Genomic DNA, 21992 nt, shown 5'->3' with positions numbered 1-21992 from the left:
GGGTCACACCTTCCCGGTGCCGGCGCCCGCCGGCACGATCGTGGGTACGCTGGACGCGCTGTCCGCCGTGTAGGCGTAGAAGGTCCGCGGATCCGTTACCGTGCCCCGCACCTCGATCGCGTGGTTGCACTCCACGAGGATGTTGTCGCGCTGGACCATCCGCCCGAGCGGGCCGCTGAAGTCGACCCGGCCGGGGTTGTTGACGCTGAGGAAGTAGTTGCCCTCCACGAACAGGCCCGCGTCGTTGGTGGACGCGACGCCGTAGCTGTTGTCCCGGTAGTAGTTGTTGTAGACGTGCACCACGGGCGCGAAGCGGACCCGCGGGTTGCGCTGATCGGAGCCGTCGAAGTAGTTGTGGTGGTAGGTGGTGCGCAACCGGCCGGCGTCCTGGGCGCCGTTGTCGTCGTCGTGGCCGAGCAGCAGCGTCTTGTCGTGGTCGTGGAACCTGTTCCACGACACGGTCACCAGGTCCGAGCCCCGCTTGATGTCGAGCGCGCCGTCGTCGCCGTCGGAGAAGTCGTTGTGGTCGATCCACACGTGGTGGCTGAACATCTGCACGTTGATCAGGTCGTCGGTGGCGCCGGTGAGCCGCAGGTTGCGGATGATGATGTTGTGCACGGCGTTGGCCGGCGGTGTGGTGAGGTCGTCGTCGACCGGCAGGCCGATGTTGAGACCGCCGCCGACCAGCGCACCGGTGGACCCGAGCCCGACGATGGTCTTGTCCGAGGTGACGTCGTGCATGCCGTCGCGGGAGCCGGCGGGCAGGGTGATCGCGCCGGACACCTGGATGATCAGGGGCCCGGGCTGCGCGATCGCGGCCAGGAAGGCCGCCGGGGTGGAGACGGTGACGGTCGGGCCGCCGGCGCCTCCGGTGGTGGTGCCGTGGCCGTGGCCGGCGACGCTCGCGAAACCGTCCGCCGTGGCGGGTGCCGCCGCGGCCTGCGCGGACGGCACCTGCACGACGGCTACCGCGGCCAGGGCAGTGGCAGCCAGAGTAGCGGCGGCCAGCAGACGGGCCCTCACGGGACGATCCGTCCGGCTCCGGCCCCGGCGGTGACGCTCGCCTTGACACCGGACGCGGCGTCGCGGGCGTACTCGTACGGGATGGCTGCGACGTCGCCCGCGCTCTCCGGCGTACCGGAATTGACGAAGACGTTGTCGCGCTGCACCAGGTCTCCCGGTCCGGATTCGGCGTAGCCGACGGCGGTCGGACGAGTGACGTTCTCGAAGTAGTTGCTCTCCACGAGCACCCCGGCGCCCATCGTCGAGGCCACCCCGTAGTCGGCGCCGTTGTAGTAGTTGTTGAACACGTGCACCGGGTCACCGAAGCGGACCCGCGGGTGCCGTTCGCGGCTGCCGTCGAACCAGTTGTGGTGGTAGGTGACCCGCAGGTGGCCGCGATCGGCGGTGTGACCGTCGTCGTGGCCGAGCAGCATGCTCTTGGTGTGGTTCATGACCCGGTTCCAGCTGACGGTCACGAAGTCCGACTCGCGCTTGATGTCGAGAGCGCCGTCGTAGCCGCCGTCGAACGTGTTGTGGTCGATCCAGACGTTGCGGGAGCCCTGCACGTTGACCGCGTCGTCGTCCCAGCCGCGGAAGGTGAGGTTACGGACGATGACGTTCGTGGCGCCGCTGATGTTCAGCCCGTTGTCCAGCACCGCCGAGCCGTTGCCCAGCACCGTCTTGTTCGACCGGACGTCGTTCATCTTGTCAGGCATGGTCAGCGTGCCCTGCACGCGGATGATCAGCGGTGACGACGACTCCAGCGCGTCGGCGAGGGCCTGGCCGGTGGTGACGGTGACGGTCTGCCCGCCGGCGCCGCCGCTCGTACCGCCGTTCTGGGTGGCCCAGCCGATCAGGCCGTCCGCCGGTGCCGGCGGCGGGCTCGGATCGGTGGGCGTCGGGGTGGGAGTGCTCGGCGGCGGGGTCGGATTGCCGGCGTTGCCGGCCCCCGCCTGGGCGGTGACGGCGGCTTTGACCTGGGCGCACGGCAACAAGGTGTACGCGTACGGCACCGGCGTGACACTGCCACCGGCCTGCGGCGTGCCCGAGTTGACGAAGCAGTTGTCCCGGGCGACGATCCGGCCCGGTCCGGAGGACGCCTCACCGAGGTGGTACGGGTCGTCGACGTTCTCGAACGCGTTGCCCTCGACGATGACCCCGGCGTCCTCAGTGGACGCCACACCGTAGTTCGCGGTGTCGTTGTAATAGTTGTTGTAGACGTGCACCTGATCCCCGAAGCGGACCCGCGGGTTGCGCTGGTTGGTCGCGTCGAACCAGTTGTGGTGGTAGGAGACCTTGAGCCGGCCCACGTCCTGCGCGGCGTTGTTGTCGTCGTGGCCGAGCAGCATGTTCTTGTCGGTGCCGTCGGCGTGGTTGTACGAGATCGTCACGTAGGACGAGCCGCGCTTGACGTCCACGCCGCCGTCCGCCCCGGTGGTCCAGGTGTTGTGGTCGATCCAGATGTGGTGCGAGAACATCTGCACGTTGATCGCGTCGTCCGCCCAGTCCCGGAAGGTCAGGTTGCGGATGATGATGTTGTGCACGGCGTTGGCCGGCGGCGCGGTGACCGCGTTGTCGATCGGCAGGCCGATGGTGAGGCCACCGCCGGTGAGGGTGGCCGACGAGCCGAGCCCGACGATGGTCTTGTCCGAGGTCACGTCGTGCATCGGGCCGGGCAGGGCGAGCGTGCCCTGCACCTGGATGACCAGCGGCCCGGCCTGGGCGATCGCGGCCAGGAAGGCCGAGGCGGTGGAGACGGTGACGGTCGGGCCGCCGGCGCCGCCACTGGTGCCGTTCTGGCCCCAGGCGTCGACCGAGGCCCAGCCGTCGGCCGCGTTCGGCCCGGGCGGCGGCTCGGTCGGGTCGGTCGGCGGAGTGCTCGGCGTGCCGCTCGGGTCCACCACGGCGCCCGTGCTGACCTGCACGTCGTCGAAGTCGGCGGCGGTGTAGAAGGTCGCGACGCCGATCCGTCCGCTGCTCCAGCGGCTGTCGGTGGCCTCGGCGACCAGCGCGCCGTTGACGTAACCGCGCAGCGTGCTGCCGGTGACGTCGAGCCGTACGGTGTACCAGGTCCCGGCGGTGACGGTGAGCGACGCGGTGTCCAGCGTGGTCGACGAGCCGCCCTCCAGGCGCTTGAGCTCCACGGTGTTGTTGGAGCGCAGGGCCAGGTAGTAGTAGCTGGTGCTGCTTTGCACCCGGGCCAGCACGGCGGCGAAGCGGTTGCTGCCGTTGAAGGCGGTCGGCTTCACCCGGGCCTGCACGGAGTAGTCGGTCCAGCTCGCCGTGCCGGCCAGGGCCCGGGCGTCAGCGCCGGTCCCGCCCTGGCGGTACACCCCGGACCCGTCGGTGGCGACCGACCAGCTGCCGCCGTTGGTGGTCCACCCGGTGGCGTTGCCGTCGTTGAAGTCGTCGGTGAACAGGGTCGCGGCCTGGGCGCTGCCGGTCAGGCCCAGCACCAGCGTCAGCGCGGCGACCGCCGCGGCGAGCACGGTGTACAGCCCGTACCGGGCTCTTGTGGATGGCATGTGCGTTCCTCCTGACATCAGATGCGGCCGACGCCGGCGCCGGCGGTGACGATGGCCTTGACGGCGTTCGGGTCGTCCAGCGTGTACGCGTAGTACGCGCTGGCCTCCTGCACCGTGCCGGAGCAGTCCGGGGCACCCGACTCCCCGACGAAGACGTTGTTGCGGGCGACGCACCGGCCCGCGGGCCCCGCATACGTGTTGGTCACGGGCTCCTCGACGTTTTCGAAGTAGTTGCCCTCGACCAGGCAGCCCGCGTTGTTCTGGCAGGCCACACCGGTGTCGGTGTTGTAGAAGTAGTAGTTGTTGTAGACGTGGACCGGCTCACCGAAGCGGACCCGCGGGTTGCGCTGCGGCGTCGCGTCGAACCAGTTGTGGTGGTAGGAGACCTTCAGCCGTCCGGTGTCCTGCGCCCCGTTGTTGTCGTCGTGACCCAGCAGCATGTTCTTGGTGTGGTGGTGGGTGTGGTTCCACGAAACGGTCACGTACGACGAGCCGCGCTTGATGTCGATCAGGCCGTCGTAGCCCTGCGCCAGGTCGTTGTGGTCGATCCAGACGTGGTGCGAGAACATCTGCACGTTGATGGAGTCGTCACTGGCCTGGCGGAACGACAGGTTCTGGATGATGACGTTCTGCACGGCGTCGGCCGGCGGTGTGGTCACCGCGGAGACCGGCAGGCCGATGGTGAAGCCGCCGCCGGTGATGCCCGCGGTGGCGCCCACGCCGATGATCGACTTGTGCGACGCCACGTCGTACATGCCGGCCGGCAGGGTGATCGTGCCGCTCACGCAGATGGTCAGCGGCTCGGGCCGGGCGATGGCGCCGAGCAGCTCGGCGGCCGTGTCGACCGCGATGGTGGCACCGCCCGCTCCGCCGGTCGTGGTGGCCCGGCCCCAGGCGTTCACCGCCGCGAAGCCGGTCGGTGCTCCGGCGACCCGGCACGAGCCGGGGTCGGGCGGCGTGGTCGGCGGGGTCGAGCCGGTCGGGTCGGGGCCCGGCGCCGGGGTCTCGACCACCACGTCGTCGAACGAGGCGGCGGCGTACGAGGTGACCAGCCCGATCCGGCCCGAGGAGAAGGTCGTGTCGCTCGCCTGCACGACCTGGGCGCCGTTCACGGAGCCGGCCAGGGTGGAGCCGGTGACTCGCAGGGCGAGGTCGTACCAGGTGCCGGTGGTGACGCCGACGGCCGCGGAGCCCAGCACGGTGACCGTGCCGTTCGCGACGCGCTGCAACTGCGCCGCGCCGCCGCCGGTCAGCACCAGCGCGTAGTAGCTGCTCATCGTGGTGCCGCGGGCGGTGATGCCGGCCGATCGGGCGGGCGTCGCGAAGGCGGTCGGCTTGACCCGGGCCCGCACGGTGTAGTCGGACCAGGCCAGATCGCCGGTCTGGGTCTTGGCGTTGGCGCCCGTGCTGGCCTGCCGGTAGGCCGGTGAGCCGTCGGTGACGACTGACCAGCTGCCGCCGGTCTTCGTCCAGCCGTTGGCGTCGCCGTCGTCGAACGTGTCGCCGAAGAACGCGTCGGCGAAAGCGGCATTCGTGCCGGCGAGCGCGACCATGACGGTCAGGGCGGCCGCGACAGCGGTGGCCAGCAGGGGATTCCTGGGCATGGCGAATTCTCCGTTTCAGGGGCGTACGCGATCCCCGAGTGACGACAGATGGTGGAGGGAATTGGCGCGATCAATTGACCGAAACGTCGACGAAACGTCTACGAAAAACATAGGTAAGTTCATCGTCGGGAGTCAATGCCGCCGATATGCAGGTCTGTTGCATGCGACAGGCGCGGCATTCATCGGCCCGACGGCCGTACGGTCGAGAAGAAAGCTTTCGGTCCGGTTTGCGCCCGGGCCGCTCTTCGGTTGTTTGCACCGGGGTTCCCTGGTGCGCGGCAAACCTTTGCGCCGAACTAAACCCCCTGGGCGGCCCGGACGTCAACCGGACTGCCCCGCTCTGAGCCGCTTTGCGCCAAATAGCAGGGCCGCTTTACCGCAAACGTTTGCACCGCGGACGGCGCGCCCCACCGGTACGGTGAACGATCCGCGAACCCGGGGGAATGCGCATGTCCGATCTCGACCAGGTCACCCTCACGCTGCCGTTCCGGGGCACCTGGCTGGCGCGCAACAGCCCGGCCCGGCGGGTGCCCAGCCACGGCACCCACCTGTTCGCCACGACCTACGCGATGGACTTCGTCGCCGTGCGGGGACGGCGGACGGCCGGCGTACGCGACTGGCGCACGCTCGTGGCCACGGAACCGCCGGACCGGTTCTACGCGTTCGGCCTGCCGATCCTCGCCCCCGCCGCGGGCACGGTCGTCGCGGTCCACGACGGCGAGCCGGACCACGAGGCGCGGCGCTCGCAGCTGACCCGCGTGGCCTACGCGGTGACCCAGGCGGCCCGGGCGCGGCAGGGCGCGGGGGCCATCGCCGGCAACCACGTGATCCTGGAACTTCGCGACCAACGGCGATACGTGGTCCTGGCCCACCTGCGGGCCGGCTCGATCCAGGTCGGACCGGGTGACGAGGTCGACACCGGCGAGCCGCTCGGCCACTGCGGCAACTCCGGCAACTCGCTCCAGCCGCACCTGCACATCCAGGTCATGGACAACGTGGATCCGTTCACCGCGCGCGGCGTACCCATGGCGTTCGGAGAATATCGCGCCCACCGCCGGCCCGGCGCCACCCCGGTCCTGGTCGCACAGGGCGTCCCGCACGAGTCCGAGATCGTCGAACCGGTGGCCGGGGACCTCCCCGCCTGAGCCGCCAGGGTGGCCCGTTGACGCGCTGCCGCGGCGGCCTGGCCCGGACCCGAGGAAAAGTCATGACGGACGAGATCCTGGCCCTGCGGGCCGCATTCGACGACGCGGAACTACGCGGCGACACCGGCCGGCTGGAATCGCTGCTGGCCGACGATTTCCGGTCCATCGGCGAACAGGGATACGTGCTCGACAAAAAGCAGTGGATCGCCCGCCACGACGATTTCCGGTTCCTCGCCGTCGACAATTCCGAAACGGACGTCCGGCACTACGACGGCACCGCGATCGTCCGCGGCGTGCAGCGGTGCCGGGCCACCTGGCGGGGCACGCCCATCGACCTGACCGTCCGGGTCAGCCACGTGTGGGTGCGGCAGGCCGGCGCCTGGAAGCTGGCCGCCGTCCAGTACAGCTCGCTGGGCTGACCTCTTCGTCCAGCGCCCGAGGTATGATCTTGAAGCTCTCGTCGTGGTCCCGTCGCATCTCCGTCGCGGTACTCCTCCGACAGGCATAACGGGACCTCGGGCGGGCACCTGCACCCGGGGGCGGTGTTCCGCCCGGACGCTGTGCCGGGCCGGGCCGCGCTGAGAGGTTCCACCAGTACCCCCATCGTCAGGCCCTCCCACATCCGGACGGCCGGCGGTTACCTGGACGCAAAGCACCGGAACACCGAGGAGAACCGTGACCACCACCGTGAAGGCATACGCCGCCCCGTCGGCCACCGAGCCGCTGGCGCCGACGACGATCGAGCGCCGCGACGTCGGCCCGCACGACGTCCGGATCGACATCAAGTACGCCGGCATCTGCCACTCGGACATCCACACCGCGCGCAGCGAGTGGGGGCCGACCACGTACCCGATCGTGGTCGGGCACGAGATCGCTGGGATCGTCGCCGAGGTCGGCGCCGAGGTGACCAAGTACGCCGTCGGTGACCGCGTCGGCGTCGGCTGCATGGTCGACTCCTGCGGCGAGTGCCGGTATTGCACCGCCGGCGAGGAACAGCACTGCGCCAACGGCAACGTCGGCACGTACGCGGGCGTCGGCAAGGACGGCCAGCCGACCCAGGGCGGCTACTCGCAGAGCATCGTCGTCACCGAGGGGTTCGTCGTCCGCATCCCCGACAGCCTCGAGCTCGACGTCGCCGCGCCGCTGCTGTGCGCGGGCATCACCACGTACTCGCCGCTGCGCCACTGGCAGGCGGGCCCCGGCAAGAAGGTCGCCGTCGTCGGCCTGGGCGGGCTCGGCCACGTCGCCGTGAAGATCGCCCACGCCATGGGTGCGGACGTGACGGTCCTGTCCCAGTCGCTGAAGAAGCAGGAGGACGGCCTGCGCCTGGGCGCCAACGCCTACTACGCGTCCTCCGACCCGGACACGTTCACCGAGCTGGCGGACTCGTTCGACCTGATCATCAACACCGTGAGCTCGTCGCTCGACCTGGACGCGTATCTGTCGCTGCTGGCCGTGGACGGCACGATGGTCAACGTGGGCGCACCGGAGAAGCCGCTGTCGCTGCAGGTCTTCTCGCTGATCCCGAAGCGGCGCGCGTTCGCGGGCTCGACGATCGGCGGGATCCGGGAGACTCAGGAGATGCTCGACTTCTGCGCCGAGCACGGCATCGGGGCGGAGATCGAAACCATCCCGGCCGAGCAGATCAACGAGGCGTACGAGCGGGTCGTGAACTCCGACGTGCGCTACCGCTTCGTCATCGACGCGGCGACCTTCGCCTGATCCCACTGGCCGCAGCCGGCCCGCCCGCCGCAGCCGGCCCGCTCGCCGCAGCCGGCCCGCTCGCCGCAGCCGGCCCGCTCGCCGCAGTCGGCCCGCTCGCCGCAGCCGGCCTGGTCGATGGCCGGCCCGGTCGATGGCCGGGCCGGCTGCGCGCGGCCGGTCGATGGCCGGCCCGGTCGATGGCCGGGCCGGCTGCGCGCAGGCCGTCGAGCGGTCAGCTCGGCGCGAAGTAGTCCCGGAGCCGAACGATCAGCTCGTCCCGGACCCGGAAGATCTGCACCAGCGACATCGTCGTCCGCTCCCCCGCCGGTGTCACCAGCACAGTGTCGATCTCGACGATGAAGACATCAGGATCCGCCGTGTCGTGCAGGACGTAGCCGGACCGCTCGAAGTCCACAGTGACCTCGAACGCCGGATACCGGTGGTAGGCACCGATCCCGTCGCGGATCTCCCCGCGGCCGGCCAGGCGGCGCGGCAGCGGATGACCGGGCGGCAGCAGCGGCGCCTCGTAGATGCCGTCGTCGGTGAACAGCGCCGCGACCGCGTCGGGGTCACGCCGGATCGCGCCGGCGGACAGATACCGTTCGAAGATTTTTTTCTGCGTCTGGCTCACTCTCCAGGCTATCCCGGCAGCGCCCGGTACGCGGGGCGCAGCGCCTCGATCAGCGGCTCGCCGCCCGGGCGCAGCGGCGGCGGGTCGAGCTGATCCAGCAGCAGGTCGGGCCGGCCGGCGTCGGGGACCGGGAGGGTCATGGTCGTGGTGGCGCCGCCCCAGAAGTCGGCGATCTCGCCGAGACCCGCATCCGCCGCCTCCTCCGCCGGCTCCGGCTCGGGGGTTGTCGTGCCGCGCAGCTGGCTGAGCCGGGTCAGCAACTCGTCACGGCCGCGGCCCCGCCAGGTGAAAGCACCGAACGGGTCGGTCTCGAACGACTCGGCGAGCGCGTAGAAGGTCGCGGCGAGGTGCACGCACGGCATCGGCCAGCGCTCGCAGGAGCAGTCCATCGCCACCTCGTCCAGCGACAACGGCAGCAGGGTCAGCCCGGCCCGGGTGAACACCGCGTCGATGTCGTCCGGCATGCGCCCGGCGAGCAGGTCGGCCACGTACCGGGCCTGGGCCGCCAGGTCGTCCTCGATCCGGGCCCATTCCGCGGCGCCGAAGGCCCGGACCGCGATCCGGGACCGGAACGCCGCCGGGTCGTCCGGGCCGCGCACCTGCGCCGCGACCAGGCTGCCGGAGACCGCCAGGTGCCGGACGTGCCCGGCCCGGGCATCGCGGCGGCCGCGGGCGAACGTCGGCGCCATCCGCAGGGACTCGAACATGGCGATGAACGGCGCCGAGAAACGGTCACTCACCGACGGCCTCCGGGGACAGTGCGAGCAGCGATCGCAGGTCGTCGGTGCTCAGGCCGGTCAGCCAGCCCTCGCCGTTGCCGACCACCCGCTCGGCCAGTACACCCTTGTCGGTGATCAGCCGGTCGATGCGTTCCTCCAGGGTGCCGAGGCACACGAGGGTGTGCACCTGGACGTCCTTGTGCTGGCCGATGCGGAACGCCCGGTCGGTCGCCTGGGTCTCGGTGGCCGGGTTCCACCAGCGGTCGACGTGCACGACGTGGTTGGCGGCGGTCAGGTTGAGGCCGGTGCCGCCCGCTTTCAGCGACAGCACGAAGATGCCGGGGCGGCGGTCGGCCTGGAACGCCGCCACCATCGCGTCCCGCTCGCGGCGCGGCGTGCCGCCGTGCAGGTACCGCACCGGTACGGCGAACCGGGCGGCCAGGTGCGGCACCAGCATCGCGCCGAAGCGGGCGAACTGGGTGAAGCACAGCACGCTCTCCCCGTCGGCCAGGGCGGCGTCGAGGATCTCCTCCAGCCGTTCGAGCTTGCCGGAGCGCCCGGGCAGCGGGGAACCGTCGCCGAGCAGCTGCGCCGGATGGTTGCACACCTGTTTGAGCTTGGTCATCGCGGACAGCACGATGCCCTTGGTGCGGATCTCGGTCTCCTCCTTGAGCCGCTCGCTCATCTCGTTGAGCACCGCCTGGTAGAGGGTGGCCTGCTCGACGGTCAGCCCGCACAGGTGCCGGGTGTGCCGCTTGTCCGGCAGATCCTGGATGACGGCGGGGTCGGCCTTGACCCGGCGCAGCATGAACGGCCGGGTGGCGTGGCGCAGGCGGGCGGCGGCGTCCTCGTCGGCGTACCGCTCGATCGGGACCGCATAGCGGGCGCGGAACGTGTGTGCGTTGCCCAGCAGCCCGGGGTTGAGGAAGTCCAGGATGGACCACAGCTCGGCCAGGCGGTTCTCCACCGGGGTGCCGGTGAGCGCGACCCGGTGCCGCGCCGGGAAGCGGCGGACGGCCCTGGCCACGCCCGCCGCGCTGTTCTTGATGTGCTGCGCCTCGTCCAGAACCACCCGGTCCCAGGCCACGGCGGCCAGCTGGTCGGCATCGCGGGCGGCGATCGCGTACGTCGTCAGCACCACATCCGCACCGTCGAGCAGCTCGGCCGGCTCGGGCCGATCGGCGCCGTGCAGCACCCGGACCCGCAGCCCGGGCGCGAACCGGGCGGCCTCGCGCTGCCAGTTGCCCAGCACCGACAGCGGGCAGATCAGCAGCGTCGGCCCGCCCCCGCGGTGCAGCAGCAGCGCCAGCAGCTGGACCGTCTTGCCCAGGCCCATGTCGTCGGCCAGGCAGGCGCCCACCCCCAGCCCGTCCAGGAACGCCAGCCAGGAAAAACCCCGCAACTGGTACGGCCGCAGCTCACCGGCCAGCCCCGCGGGCGGCTCCAGCAACTCCAGCCGCTCCCCCAGCCGCCCGGAGAGCAGGTCGGCCAGCCACCCGTTGCCCCCGAAGGCGGTCACCGGAAGGGGCAGCTCCTCGGGCGGTAACAGCCGGATCAGGCGCAGCGCCTCCCCGGCGGTCATCGTGCCACCGCCGCGGCGCAGGAACTCGAGCCCGGCCCGCAGCCGTTCCGGGTCGAGATACACCCACCGGCCGCGCAGCTTCACCAGCGGCACCTTGACGCGGGCCAGCTCGGCCAGCTCGTCCTCGGTCAGCGTGCGCCCGCCCAGCGCGAGACCCCAGTTGTAGCTGACCATGGTGGCCAGATCGGCGGCGTCGTCACGCAGCACCGGGGCGGTCTCGTCGCGGGGGCGGACCTCCAGCGCCAGTCCGAGGTTCTGCGGCTCGCGCCACCAGGCGGGCAGCAGGACGCCGTAACCGGCCTGTTCGAGCAGGGTGGCGTGGCTCAGGAAGCGGTGCGCGCCCTCGGTGTCGAGGACCAGCTCGGCCGGCCGGGCCACGCGCAGGGCGGCGTCGAGATCGCCGAACAGCCGGGCGGCCCGGCCGAGCCCGGCGAGCAGCCGCTCATGCGGGTGATGGGTCCAGCGCCGCAGCGGCGCACTGCGGTCGCGCCACACGTCCTCGGCCGTGACCAGCAGGCTCGGCTCGTCCAGCGGCTGCAACAGGAACTCGAGCAGCCAGGCGTCCTCGGCCGCGACCGGCTCGGGGGTGCCGGTGGCGTCGGGCTCCTCCGGCTCCAGGTCGTCCAGGTGGGTGAGCCGGAAGCAGAGCCGTACGGCGGCGCCGCTGGTGGCCTCGGCATGCCAGGCGTCGAGGGCGTCGGTGAGCGGATCGAGCTCGCCGGGCCGCGCGTCGAACTCAGGCTCGGCGGCCAGGGCGGTGAGCCAGGCGGCACCGTCGAGGGACACCCCGGTCTCGGCGAGCCGGGTGCGGACCAGCCCGTCGACGAGCCGGTGCAACGCGGCGTGCAGGGTGTCGGCGGCCGGCAGCCCGTCGACGTCTCCGGGGCGGGCGCGCTCGGCCCGGCAGGCGGCCGGCATGCGGCGCAGCAGGTCGGCGTGCCGGGCGGCGTCGGCCCCGGAGAGCACCGGCCGCCAGACCGCGCGGGGGCGTGGGCCGTCACGCAGCACGCCGGGCAGGACCCGGCCGCGGGCGACGAGCGAGGCGGCGAACGCACAGACCTCGGCGAGGTAGCTGAACGAGGGGGCGGCGCGACCGCCGTATTCGTCGGCGAGGTCGTCGGTCACGAACGGCACGGTGACCGCCGGCACGGACCAGGCCCGCAGGCGGGGCTCGCCCCGTCGCGGCGGCAGCCCGAGCTGCGGCGAGGGCAGCGGCCCGGCGCTCGTGGACGGCAGCACCAGCGTCGCGGTCCGCCCCGGCCCGGCCAGTGGCAGGGCGAAACCGTGCTCGTGCGCGGCCCCACGCGGCCGCGCCCGCTTGGCCCCGGAACGCCGCTGCGCTGTTGTGGAGCCACGCCCGGAATCGACAGCCGGCGAGGCTGTCGCGGGCACCACGCCCACCGAAAGACCGCCGCACTCCGCGACGTGGTCGGTCTCAGAGGCGGTGCCCGGAAAGGCGTGGCCGCCCTCCAAATCTGCGCCCGACGGGGCGTGGTCGGTCTCAGAGACGGCGCCCGGAAAGGCGTGGCCGCCCTCCAAATCTGCGCCCGACGGGGCGTGGTCGGTCTCAGAGGCGGTGCCCGGGAAGGCGTGGCCGCCCTCCGGATCCGCATCCGGCGGGGCGTGGTCGGTTTCGGCCCAGAGGCAGAGGGTGCCGTCGCGGGCGATGAAGCCGTGCAGGACCGTGACCCCTTCGGCCCCGGGTGCCGTCATGCGAGCTGCCAGGTGATGTCGGGTGGGCGTACCCGGGCGCAGCGTGGACCGCCCGCCGCGTCGGTCAGGCCCAGCCGGGCCACCAGCGTGCCGTCGTTGTCGTGCGCCGCGCGCAGCAGCGGCGTGGGTATGTCTCCGAACATCAGCTTGGCCCGCCGGAATCCCGCGAAGGTCTCGCCGTGCACCGCGCCCCAGCTCAGGTAGAGGAAGCGGGCCCCGGGCCGGCCGTGCACGTAGGGCCCGGCGACGTCGAGCAGGCCGTCGACCTCGCGGCTGGTGACCTCGAACTCCCAGACCGCGGCGGCCGCGGTGGCGCTGATCCGTTCGACGACCTCCTGCTTGCGCTGCACGCCGACCTGCACGTTGCTCAGCCGCAGCTCGTCGGCCTGCGCGCCGGTGCGGCGCCCGGGCAGGTCGCTGCCCTCGATCCGGATATGCACGTCCTGAACTCTAGGCCGACCCCCCGACAATTCCGCCGCGGCGCCGATCACCGTGGGGCATCGCGCGGGCTCGCTCGCATGCCACCATGGCCCGGTGACCTCGTTGCCGCCCGACGCCGCTGCCGATGCCCTTCCGCCGACGCCGGCCGGGGCGCCCGGCGCGGCGCCGGTTGTTCGCATGTCGGTGCTGGTGCTGGCCTATTTCGCCTTCATCAGCCTCGGCCTGCCGGACGGTCTGCTCGGGGTCGGCTGGCCGTCGATGGCCACGGAGTTCCGGGTCGGCACCGACACCGTCGGCCTGCTGCTGTTCGCCGGTACGGCCGGCTACCTGGTCTCCAGCGTCGCGGCCGGCTTCAGCATCGCGCGCCTCGGGGTCGGCCCGCTCCTCGCGGTCAGCACCGCGCTGGCGAGTCTGGCGCTGGCCGGTTACGCGATCTCGCCGGCCTTCGCTTTCCTGGTCCCCTGTGCCCTGATCGCCGGTTTCGGGGGCGGGGCCATCGACGCCGGGCTCAACGCGTACGCGGCCGGCGCGTTCGGGCCCCGCCACATGAACTGGCTGCACGCGTTCTTCGGTCTCGGGGTCGCCATCGGGCCGCTGATCATGACCGCCGTGCTCAGCGGCGGGCTGTCCTGGCACTGGGGTTACGGGATCGTCGCCTCCGGCCAGGCGCTGCTCGCGATCGCGTTCGCCCTGACCCGCCGTTCCTGGGCCCAGCACCGCACCCGGCCCACCACCGCGGAGCAGGCGGCGGACGCCGGGGCGGGCAGCACGGCACCCAAGCCGACGCGGATCGCCGTGACTTTGGCGATCCCCGCGGTGTGGATCAGTGCGGCGGCCTTCGCCGTCTATGTCGCACTGGAGATCAGCGCCGGGCTGTGGGCGTTCCTGTTCCTCACCGGCGAGCGTGGGATCAGCGCGACGGTCGCCGGCATCTGCGTGTCGGCGTATTGGGCGAGCCTGTTCGTCGGCCGGGTCGTGCAGGGGTTCATCGTCGAGCGCGCCGGCACCACCCGCATCCTGGTCGGCAGCCTGCTCGGCCTGGTGGCGGGGTCGGTGCTGGTGGCGCTGCCCGGCCCGGGCTGGCTGGCGGTGGCCGGCCTGATGGTCATCGGCTTCGCGGCGGCGCCGGTGTTCCCGTTGCTCACGCTGACCACCGCGGACCGGGTCGGGTCGCTGCACGCCGACCGGACGATCGGCGTGCAGATCGGCGCGTCGGGCCTCGGCGGCGCGCTCATCCCGGCCGGCGTCGGGGTGCTGATCGACGGGATGGGCGCGCAGGTCCTCGGCCCGGCGCTGATCGTGCTGTCGCTGCTGCTGCTCGCCTTGTACGCCACCACCCGGCGGCGCCCCGCCGCCGCCGGCGGGCCGGGCTGAGCGCGTCTCGGGGATCATGGACCCGCCGCGGGCCGCCCATGATCCCCGGAGACGCCCCTCAGGCGTCCTGGTCGATCAGGGCGGCGTAGCGGCTCAGGTAGAGCGGCCAGCCCTCGTCGTGGGCCACGCCGTCGCGGACGGATTCCCAGCCGGGGCCGTGCCGGTCGAGGTGGCGGTGCTCCAGCTCGACCCGGGTGCGTTGCGGGGTCTCGGCGACGAAGCGGACCTCCACCTCGCTGGCGTGCTCCGGGTCGGTCTCGAGCTGCCACTGCGGGCTGATGTCCCAGCTGAAGACCACCCGGTCCGGCGGGTCGCAGGCCAGCACCCGCGCCCAGCGGCACTCGCTGCCGTCGGCGGCCCGGTCGTAGATGTGCCCGCCGGGCTTGGCCTCGAACACGGTCTCGACGATCGGCGCCCCCAGCAGGTTGTGCTCCTTCGGCTTGAAGTCGCCGAAGCGTTCGGTGAACAGGGTGAACGCGCGTTCGATGGGTGCCTGCACGACGATCTGCCGGCGGACCACCTGCTCAGCTGTCTCGGTCATGACGTCTCCTCGGTCGGTTGGTCGGCGACGTCCTGATAGCCCTCCAGCGCGCGGGTCCAGAACGTCTCGAGCTGATCGCGCAGCGCACCCACGCCGGCCGGGTTGAGCCGGTAGACCCGGCGGGTGCCGGCCGCGCGATCGGTGACGAGCCCGGCGTCCTTGAGCACCTTCAGGTGCTGGGAGACGGCCGGCCGGCTGATCGGCAGCTCGTCGGCGAGCTCCCCGACGGCACGGGGCCGTACGGCCAAGCACTCGAGGATGGCGCGCCTGCTGGGATCGCCCAACGCGTCCCAGCCGTCCTCCGCTTGGTAAGTAGCCACGAACGGAAAGCTACGACTTACCGACGGCCCCCGTCAAGGGGCGGGTGCGGGCGCCGCTACGGACCGGGAAGTGGATGGGGCCGCGGACGATGCTGGACACGCGCCGCCGCAGCGGTCCGGTGCGGTGCAGGTCCGGCAGGCGTTCGGCGAGGCGGCGCAGGGCGATCTCCGCCTCCAGCCGGGCCAGCGGCTGCCCCACGCAGTAGTGGATCCCGCTGGAGAAGGCCAGGTGATCGGCGGTCTGCTCGCGCCGGATGTCGAACGTGTCGGGGTCGGGGAAGGCCTCCGGGTCACGGTTGGCGGCACCGATCAGCGTGACCACGTACTGGCCGCGCCGCACCAGGTGGCCGTCCAGGTCGACGTCCTCCAGGGCGCAGCGGGCGGTGCGCTGCACGGGCGGGTCGTAGCGCAGTGTCTCCTCCACCGCGGGCCCGGCCAGCCCGGCGGGGTCGGCGCACAGGGCCGCCCACTGCTCCGGATGGGCGAGCAGCGCGTTGACCGCGTTGCCGACCAGGTTGACCGTGGTCTCGAAGCCGGCCACCAGCAGCAGATTGCACATCGGGACCATCTCGTGCGGCCGGATCTTGTCGCCCTCGGCGGCCACGATCCGGCTGACCAGGTCGTCGGCCGGTTCGCGGCGGCGCAACGCGAACAGGCTCTCGAACAGCTCGCGCAACTCACGGTTCGCGGCTTGCAGACGGGCGGCGTGCGACAACGAGTGCACGCCGTCCAGGGCACTGGCGATGACCGTGCCGTAGCGCGCGAAGCGGTCCGCGTCCACGTCCGGCACGCCCAGCAGGGCGGTGATGACCTGGATCGGCAGCGGCGCCGCGTACGCGGACACCAGGTCGAACTCCCGTCCCGGCCCGACCCGGTCGAGCAGCTCGTCGACCGTGCGCTCGACGAGCGGGCGGTAGCCGGCCATCTGCTTCGGGCTGAACGCCGGCTGGGCCAGGCGCCGCAGCCGGGTGTGGTCCGGCGGGTTCTTGTCGAGGAACGACATGTCGAACTCGTCGGTGGCCTTCGGCGCGGCCATCAGGTCGGCGGCGCGCACCCCGAAGCGCCGGTCCCGCAGCACGGTGTCGCAGATCGCGTGGCTGGTCGTCACCCAGTTGCCGATCCGGGTGGGGCCGAAGCGGGGCATGCCGCGGTAGATCGCGTACGGGTCGTCGCGCCCGGGCCGCAGGTGCAGCAGCGACATCGGGTCGCGCCGCACGTAGCCGTGGTAGGCGAAGTCGAGCCGGCTGCGGTAGAGCCCGGCGGCGAACGCGACGGCCCGGCGCAGCTCAGCCATGGTCGCGCAGCCAGGCGTCGATGAGGCCGTTGAAGTGACCGAGGAAGCGCTCGTGCTCGTGCGGCGGGTACATCGCCCGGACCGTCTCGCGCAGCAGGGAGCGGAACTCCTCCGAACCGACCCAGTCGGCGACCATCTCGTCGACGTGGCCCAGGTACTTGGCGCAGAACTCCTCGTACCGCTCGGTCTCGAAGTAGTCGTCGGCGAGCCGGCGGTAGCGGGCGAGCTTCTGCCCGTAGTCCAGCGACGGGTCGTCGGCGATGGTGAAGTACTCCGCGGTGTCGGTGTCCAGCCGCGGCTTGCGCCCGGTGACGACGCAGTAGATCGTCCAGCGCAGCAGGGCCGACATCGCCCACGGGAAGTAGTAGTGCAGCGAGGTCACCGCCACGTCGGGGCAGGCGTTGGCGTAGTCGATGGGGTGCACCTCGGCGCCCTTGACCAGCGACTCGCAGCTGTTGAACTCCCACCGGAAGAACGCGTTGACCAGCCGCGAGATGGTGACGACCTCGTCGCCCACCGCGGGGCTGAGGAAGTTGTGGTCCACCGCGTAGCGCTCGTGCATGGGCAGCTCGGGCCGGAACTTCATGACCATGGTCTCCGGGCCGATGGTCAGCGAACGGGCGAACACGTCGTAGTCCTCGACGGCCGCCTGCAGGTGCATGAGCCGCTCCCCGGACGCGTCGTACGCCGCGTGCAGCTCCGCCACGTTGCGGATCTTGGAGACGCCGACCCAGGCCCCGCCGTCGTACGGCTTCATGTACATCGGGTAGCCCACGGACTCGGCCAGCGCCTCCAGGTCGAACGGCTGGTTGTAGCGCGCCGAGGTGTAGGCGTACCGGGAGTTGTCCAGCGGGTTCTTGAACGGCACCAGCACGGTCTCCGGCACCTTGAGCCCGAGCCGCAGCATCGCGCAGTACGCGGCGTGCTTCTCCATCGACTGGAAGGTGAACGGGCTGTTCAGCAGGTACACGTCGTCCATCAGCGCGATCTTCTTGAGCCACTCGCGCGGGTGGTAGTACCAGTACGCCAGCCGGTCGATGACCAGGTCGTGCTTCGGCGAGTCGCGCAGGTTGAACGGCTCGATGGTGACCCGCACGCTGCGGGTGCGGTGAGTGCGGCCCTGCGCGTCGCTGACCACTCCGACGCGGCGCAGCAACGCCTCGTACGCCCGCGGCCAGTCGTCCTCGGTGCCCAGCAGCAGTCCGATGGTGTGCTCGACGTCGGCCATGGCGCCTCCCGTTAATGGAACACTGTCTGCAGCAACGTGGTCAGGTGCGGGTCGAGGGCGTCGCGCCAGCCGGTCCAGTTGTGCGCGTCGGGGACCTCGGTGAAGCTGACCGGGTAGTCCTGGCGGCCCAGTGCCGCCGCCATGTCGCGATTGTTCGCCAGGTTCTCCTCCACCGCACCACAGGTGATGACCGCGGGAACCGGGCTCGCGAACGAGGGGGCGCGCAACACCCGGCCGGTGAACCGGACGATGCGCAGGTAGCGCCGGAAGCCGGACTCCTGCCGGTCGTAGCGGGGCTGGAAGAAGCTGCCGGACTGCAGGAACAGCCCGGCGAAGCGCTGCGGGTGGCGGCGCTGGGCGTGCAGCATCGCCAGGGCGCCGAGGCTGGCGCCGGCGCCGAGCACCGGCCGGTCGGTGCCGAGCTCGGCGGCGAGTTTGGGCAGCACGTCACGCGCCAGGGCCCGGGCGTACGCGGGACTCGCCGAATACCACTCGAAGCGTTCCCCCGGCGGCAGCAGCACGAGGTGGTACGGCGGCACGCGACCCGCCCCGATCATCGCCGCGGTGTAACGGCCCAGGTCGCCGTACCGGTGGTAGTCGGGCCCGTCGTGGGCGACCAGCACCCGGTCGGTGGCCGTGTCCGGCGACCAGATCCGGGCCACCATCTCGCCGTGCAGTGTCGGCAGCGGCAGGTAGACGTCGCGCCACTGACCGGTGGCCTGCGGCTGGTGCAGCCAGCCGGGCTCGCGGTAACCGGGGCACCACAGGACCGAGCCGTCGCCCTCGCGCCGCGGGTTGTCCGGATCGGCGACGGTCTCGGTGCTGCCGTCGCCGTGGCCCAGTTCGAGCTGGTACTCGATGCGCTGCACGGCCGGGCGGGGCAGGCGCAGCTGCCAGGTGCGGCTCTCGCCGTCGTAGGTGAAGTCGCCGGCGGCCACGCCGGACCGCAGCCGGACGGCGACCAGCCGGTGCTCGTGATCTTGGAGCCGGAAGCAGACCTCGGTGCCGTCGCACCACGCCCCGACCGCCGCTTCCATGACGGCACCATAACCGGCCGACGGCCCGCCCTGCAGCAGTCTCAGGGGGTGTATGTCTGCGGGCCCGGCGACGCCGACGGCAACCCGAACATCTCCGCCAGGCCGGTGATCCGCAGCTGGCGGTGCACGAACTCGCTGGGGTTGCGCAGCACGAACCGGCTGCCGGTCTCGCGCGCGGCGTTGTAGCCGGAGACCAGCGCGCCGACGCCCATCGAATCCATGAACGTCACGAAGGTGAGATCGACGATCATCGAGACCGGGCGCTCGGCGTGCAGGGTGCTGACCAGCGCGTGCCGCAGCGCGTCCACGGTGGCCGCGTCCAGCGAGCCGCGCACGTCGACCACGATCGCGCCGTCCGACTGCCGCCGCGTGGTCATCACGGCCTCGCCCATGGTCTCGCCCTCCGCACCCGGTTACCCGTGGGCCCACGCTACAACGCCCGCCGTTCACCTCGCAGGCTGCCGGACGTTTCCGTGCGCCGAGCGGACAGCCGGTGCGCCGAGCGTCATGGCGACGTCACCCACCGCGAGGCGCAAAGAGCAGCAGCGCCACCCATCACGAAAGGCAAAGAGCAACCTGAGCGGGCAAGTTCGCCACATCATGCAGATCATCTTGCGGTTTCCGCAGGTGAGCGGCCACGGTGACAGCGGTGGTCACCGATGCACCCGCTCGCATCCGGCCACTCCCGGGGCGCGGCCGGGGAGGTGTCCACGACGGCGGTCTCCACGCGGCCGCCGAGGCATGTGGAGGGTGGGCCAAGCATGGTCACAGGCTCGAACCGAAGGCCGGGGATCTTCGCGATCCGCGATGTCCGGTCGCTCGTCTCCGAGACCACCGAGGAAGGCCACGGCCTGAAGAAGGCCGTCGGCGCCACCCAGCTGACCGCCATGGGCGTCGGCGCCATCATCGGCACCGGCATCTTCGTGGTCATCGGTGAGGGGGCCGGCGTGGCCGGCCCGGCGGTGATCCTCTCCTTCGTGCTCGCCGCGGTGGCATGCGCGTTCTCCGCGCTGTCCTACGCCGAGCTGGCGTCGTCCATCCCGGTCTCCGGCAGCGCGTACACCTACACGTACGCGACCCTGGGCGAGATCGTGGCCTGGATCATCGGCTGGGACCTGATCCTGGAGTACGGGGTCTCGGTGGCCGCCATCGCGGTCGGCTGGGGCGGCAACCTCAACGCCTTCCTCGACTCGGCGTTCGGGGTGGCCCTGCCGGACGCGATCGCCAAGTCACCCGAGGACGGCGGCATCTTCAACCTGCCCGCCGTCTTCATCGTGCTGGCGATCACCGCCCTGCTGGTGCGGGGCGTCACCGAGAGCGCCCGGGTCAACCTGGTGATGGTCGGCGTCAAGCTGGCGGTGCTGCTGTTCTTCATCGTGGTGGCGTTGTTCAACTTCGGCACCGGCAACTTCCAGCCGTTCGCCCCGAGCGGCGTCGACGGGGTCACCGCGGCGGCCGCGATCATCTTCTTCGCGTACATCGGCTTCGACGCGGTCTCCACCGGCAGCGAGGAAGCCCGCAACCCGGCCAAGGACCTGCCCCTGGCGATCATCGGCTCGCTGATCATCTGCACGATCTTCTACGTGCTGACCGCGGTCGGCGCCATCGGCATCGCCAGCCCGGCGCAGCTCGAGGCCACCGACGCGCCCCTGGCCGCGGCCCTGGACCAGGGCGCCGGGATCAGCTGGGCGGCGTCGATCCTGGCGCTGGGCGCGGTCGTCGCGATCACCAGCGTGGTGCTGGTCATCCTGTACGGCCAGACCCGCATCTTCTTCGCCATGTGCCGCGACGGCCTGCTGCCGCAACGCTTCGCCGTGGTCAACCAGCGGTACGGCACCCCGGCCCGGCTCACCATCGGCCTCGGCGTGCTGATCTCGATCCTCGCCGCGCTGGTGCCGCTGTCCGAGATCGTCAAGCTCGTCAACATCGGCACGCTGTTCGCGTTCGTCCTGGTCAACGTCGGCGTGATCATCCTGCGCCGGACCCGGCCGGAGATGCCGCGGCCGTACCGGGTGCCGTGGTCGCCGCTGCTGCCGATCCTCGGCGTGCTGTTCGCCGTGTACCTGATGTCCGACCTGCCGCTGAGCACCTGGATCCGGTTCATCGTCTGGCTGGCCGCCGGCCTGGCCATCTACTTCCTGTACGGCTACCGCCACTCCAAGCTGCGCACCGCCCGCCCGGACGACGGCGGGACGCCGAGCTGGGCCCGCGACACCACGCCGGAGACGCCGCCGCCCGGAGACCCGCGGTGACCGCCCCGGCTGTCGCCCCGGTCATCGTCGGGGTGGACGGCGGCCCCTCCGCCGAGGACGCGCTGACGCTGGGCCGGTGGGCGGCGACGACGCTGGGCGCGCCGCTCGTGGTGGCCGTGGTGCACCCGGCGCCGTCCGCGCTCGGCTCGGGCCGGGTGGATGCCGAATGGGTCGCCGACCGGCACCGGGCCGCCGAGGCGGTGCTGGACCAGGCCCGGTCCGTGCTCGGCGGCGACAGCGGCGGCGTCACCTACCGGGTCGTCGCCTCCACCTCGGCGGCGCACGGCCTGCACGACCTCGCCGAGGAGCTGTCGGCGGACACCATCGTGGTCGGCTCGGGCCGCTCGGGGCCCAAGCACCGGCTCTTCGCCGGCAGCACGGCCGACCGGCTGCTGGCCGGCAGCCACTGCCCGATCGCGGTCGCCCCGGCCGGGATGGAGATCGCGCCGGGCACGCTGGGCCGCATCGGCGTCGCGTACGTGGACACGCCGGACGGCCGCGCGGCGCTCGAGACGGCCGCGCGGCTGGCGAAGCGTACGGGGAGCCCGCTGCGGCTGTACACGGTCGTCGCGGAGGCCGACGCGACGCTGCCGTTCCTGGTCGGCCAGGACGCCGAGCACGCGTTCCTGGACACCGCCCGGGAGACCTACGAGCTGTCGCTGAGCCGGGCGGCGGAGGCGGTCGCCGGGGTCGAGGCGGACTGGGAGGTCCGGACCGGTGACGTGGTGGAGTCGCTCGCCGACCTGGACGACGTCGACGTGCTCTTCTGCGGCTCCCGCGGGTACGGGCCGGCCCGGCGGGTGCTGCTCGGCGGGGTCTCGGCGCGGCTGGTGCGCCGGGCCCGGCGGCCGGTCGTGGTGGTCCCGCGCAGCGGCTGAGA

General features: G+C 71.9%; 19 protein-coding genes. 6 read left to right on the top strand and 13 right to left on the bottom strand.

Annotated features, from left to right (window positions below; translation table 11 throughout):
- Positions 1-3 precede the first annotated feature (3 nt).
- From ACZ6S4_RS29755 to ACZ6S4_RS29745, 3 genes are read right to left on the bottom strand one after another with little or no spacing between them, the layout of a single operon-like run.
- Positions 4-1023, bottom strand: coding sequence for a pectate lyase family protein (locus ACZ6S4_RS29755; protein ID WP_465478081.1), 1020 nt, complete (start codon positions 1021-1023; stop codon positions 4-6).
- The gene (locus tag ACZ6S4_RS29750) at positions 1020-3527 is read right to left on the bottom strand and encodes a pectate lyase family protein (RefSeq protein WP_465478080.1); all 2508 of its coding nucleotides are present in this window, start codon (positions 3525-3527) and stop codon (positions 1020-1022) included. Before ACZ6S4_RS29750 ends, ACZ6S4_RS29755 begins: the two co-directional genes overlap by 4 nt.
- A 17-nt stretch (positions 3528-3544) precedes the next feature.
- The gene (locus ACZ6S4_RS29745; RefSeq protein ID WP_465478079.1) at positions 3545-5131 is read right to left on the bottom strand and encodes a pectate lyase family protein; all 1587 of its coding nucleotides are present in this window, start codon (positions 5129-5131) and stop codon (positions 3545-3547) included.
- Between the two features lie 449 nt (positions 5132-5580).
- On the opposite strand from ACZ6S4_RS29745, the gene ACZ6S4_RS29740 reads away from it, so the two are divergent.
- The 3 genes from ACZ6S4_RS29740 (at position 5581) to ACZ6S4_RS29730 (ending at position 7998) form a co-directional block, all read left to right on the top strand.
- Positions 5581-6276 (top strand): peptidoglycan DD-metalloendopeptidase family protein, encoded by a 696-nt coding sequence (locus ACZ6S4_RS29740; RefSeq protein WP_465478078.1) that lies wholly within the window; start codon positions 5581-5583, stop codon positions 6274-6276.
- A 62-nt stretch (positions 6277-6338) separates the two neighbouring features.
- Entirely contained in the window at positions 6339-6695 is a 357-nt protein-coding gene (locus tag ACZ6S4_RS29735; protein WP_465478077.1) for a DUF4440 domain-containing protein, read from the top strand.
- A 256-nt stretch (positions 6696-6951) separates the two neighbouring features.
- Positions 6952-7998, top strand: coding sequence for an NAD(P)-dependent alcohol dehydrogenase (locus tag ACZ6S4_RS29730; protein ID WP_465478076.1), 1047 nt, complete (start codon positions 6952-6954; stop codon positions 7996-7998).
- Positions 7999-8212: 214 nt separating this feature from the next.
- Here ACZ6S4_RS29730 and ACZ6S4_RS29725 read toward each other — a convergent pair whose 3' ends face one another.
- The 4 genes from ACZ6S4_RS29725 to ACZ6S4_RS29710 are packed head-to-tail and all read right to left on the bottom strand — an operon-like array spanning position 8213 to position 13065.
- Positions 8213-8611, bottom strand: coding sequence for a nuclear transport factor 2 family protein (locus ACZ6S4_RS29725; RefSeq protein WP_465478075.1), 399 nt, complete (start codon positions 8609-8611; stop codon positions 8213-8215).
- An 8-nt stretch (positions 8612-8619) separates the two neighbouring features.
- The gene (locus ACZ6S4_RS29720; RefSeq protein WP_465478074.1) at positions 8620-9351 is read right to left on the bottom strand and encodes an SWIM zinc finger family protein; all 732 of its coding nucleotides are present in this window, start codon (positions 9349-9351) and stop codon (positions 8620-8622) included.
- Entirely contained in the window at positions 9344-12625 is a 3282-nt protein-coding gene (locus ACZ6S4_RS29715) for a DEAD/DEAH box helicase (protein WP_465478073.1), read from the bottom strand. Before ACZ6S4_RS29715 ends, ACZ6S4_RS29720 begins: the two co-directional genes overlap by 8 nt.
- A complete protein-coding gene (locus tag ACZ6S4_RS29710; protein ID WP_465478072.1) occupies positions 12622-13065 on the bottom strand; it encodes a DUF5990 family protein in 444 nt (147 codons plus the stop codon). Before ACZ6S4_RS29710 ends, ACZ6S4_RS29715 begins: the two co-directional genes overlap by 4 nt.
- Positions 13066-13159: 94 nt before the next feature.
- Here ACZ6S4_RS29710 and ACZ6S4_RS29705 point away from each other — a divergent pair, with 94 nt between their 5' ends.
- Positions 13160-14440, top strand: coding sequence for an MFS transporter (locus ACZ6S4_RS29705; RefSeq protein ID WP_465478071.1), 1281 nt, complete (start codon positions 13160-13162; stop codon positions 14438-14440).
- A 58-nt stretch (positions 14441-14498) separates the two neighbouring features.
- On the opposite strand, the gene ACZ6S4_RS29700 is transcribed toward ACZ6S4_RS29705, so the two are convergent.
- The 6 genes from ACZ6S4_RS29700 to ACZ6S4_RS29675 are packed head-to-tail and all read right to left on the bottom strand — an operon-like array spanning position 14499 to position 19252.
- Positions 14499-14981, bottom strand: coding sequence for an SRPBCC family protein (locus ACZ6S4_RS29700; RefSeq protein ID WP_465478070.1), 483 nt, complete (start codon positions 14979-14981; stop codon positions 14499-14501).
- Positions 14978-15301: an ArsR/SmtB family transcription factor gene (locus ACZ6S4_RS29695; protein ID WP_465478069.1), complete on the bottom strand. Its 324-nt coding sequence runs from the start codon at positions 15299-15301 to the stop codon at positions 14978-14980. The genes ACZ6S4_RS29700 and ACZ6S4_RS29695 overlap by 4 nt, the downstream gene beginning before the upstream one ends.
- 10 nt (positions 15302-15311) lie before the next feature.
- Positions 15312-16595 carry a cytochrome P450 gene (locus tag ACZ6S4_RS29690; protein WP_465478068.1) on the bottom strand — a complete coding sequence of 428 codons (1284 nt, stop codon included), beginning with the start codon at positions 16593-16595 and terminating at the stop codon, positions 15312-15314.
- The gene (locus ACZ6S4_RS29685) at positions 16588-17823 is read right to left on the bottom strand and encodes an ATP-grasp domain-containing protein (protein WP_465478067.1); all 1236 of its coding nucleotides are present in this window, start codon (positions 17821-17823) and stop codon (positions 16588-16590) included. Before ACZ6S4_RS29685 ends, ACZ6S4_RS29690 begins: the two co-directional genes overlap by 8 nt.
- Before the next feature lie 11 nt (positions 17824-17834).
- A complete protein-coding gene (locus ACZ6S4_RS29680) occupies positions 17835-18860 on the bottom strand; it encodes an alpha/beta hydrolase (RefSeq protein ID WP_465478066.1) in 1026 nt (341 codons plus the stop codon).
- Positions 18861-18901: 41 nt separating this feature from the next.
- A complete protein-coding gene (locus ACZ6S4_RS29675) occupies positions 18902-19252 on the bottom strand; it encodes an STAS domain-containing protein (RefSeq protein WP_465478065.1) in 351 nt (116 codons plus the stop codon).
- Positions 19253-19621: 369 nt separating this feature from the next.
- On the opposite strand from ACZ6S4_RS29675, the gene ACZ6S4_RS29670 reads away from it, so the two are divergent.
- Both ACZ6S4_RS29670 and ACZ6S4_RS29665 read left to right on the top strand, forming a co-directional pair.
- Positions 19622-21112, top strand: coding sequence for an amino acid permease (locus ACZ6S4_RS29670; RefSeq protein ID WP_465478064.1), 1491 nt, complete (start codon positions 19622-19624; stop codon positions 21110-21112).
- Entirely contained in the window at positions 21109-21990 is an 882-nt protein-coding gene (locus tag ACZ6S4_RS29665) for a universal stress protein (protein WP_465478063.1), read from the top strand. Before ACZ6S4_RS29670 ends, ACZ6S4_RS29665 begins: the two co-directional genes overlap by 4 nt.
- The last annotated feature ends 2 nt before the right edge of the window (positions 21991-21992 follow it).

The sequence above is a fragment of the Actinoplanes sp. NPDC051405 genome, assembly GCF_055586185.1.
Note: the sequence above shows the minus strand (reverse complement) of the source record. Positions and strands in the feature narration are given on the sequence as shown.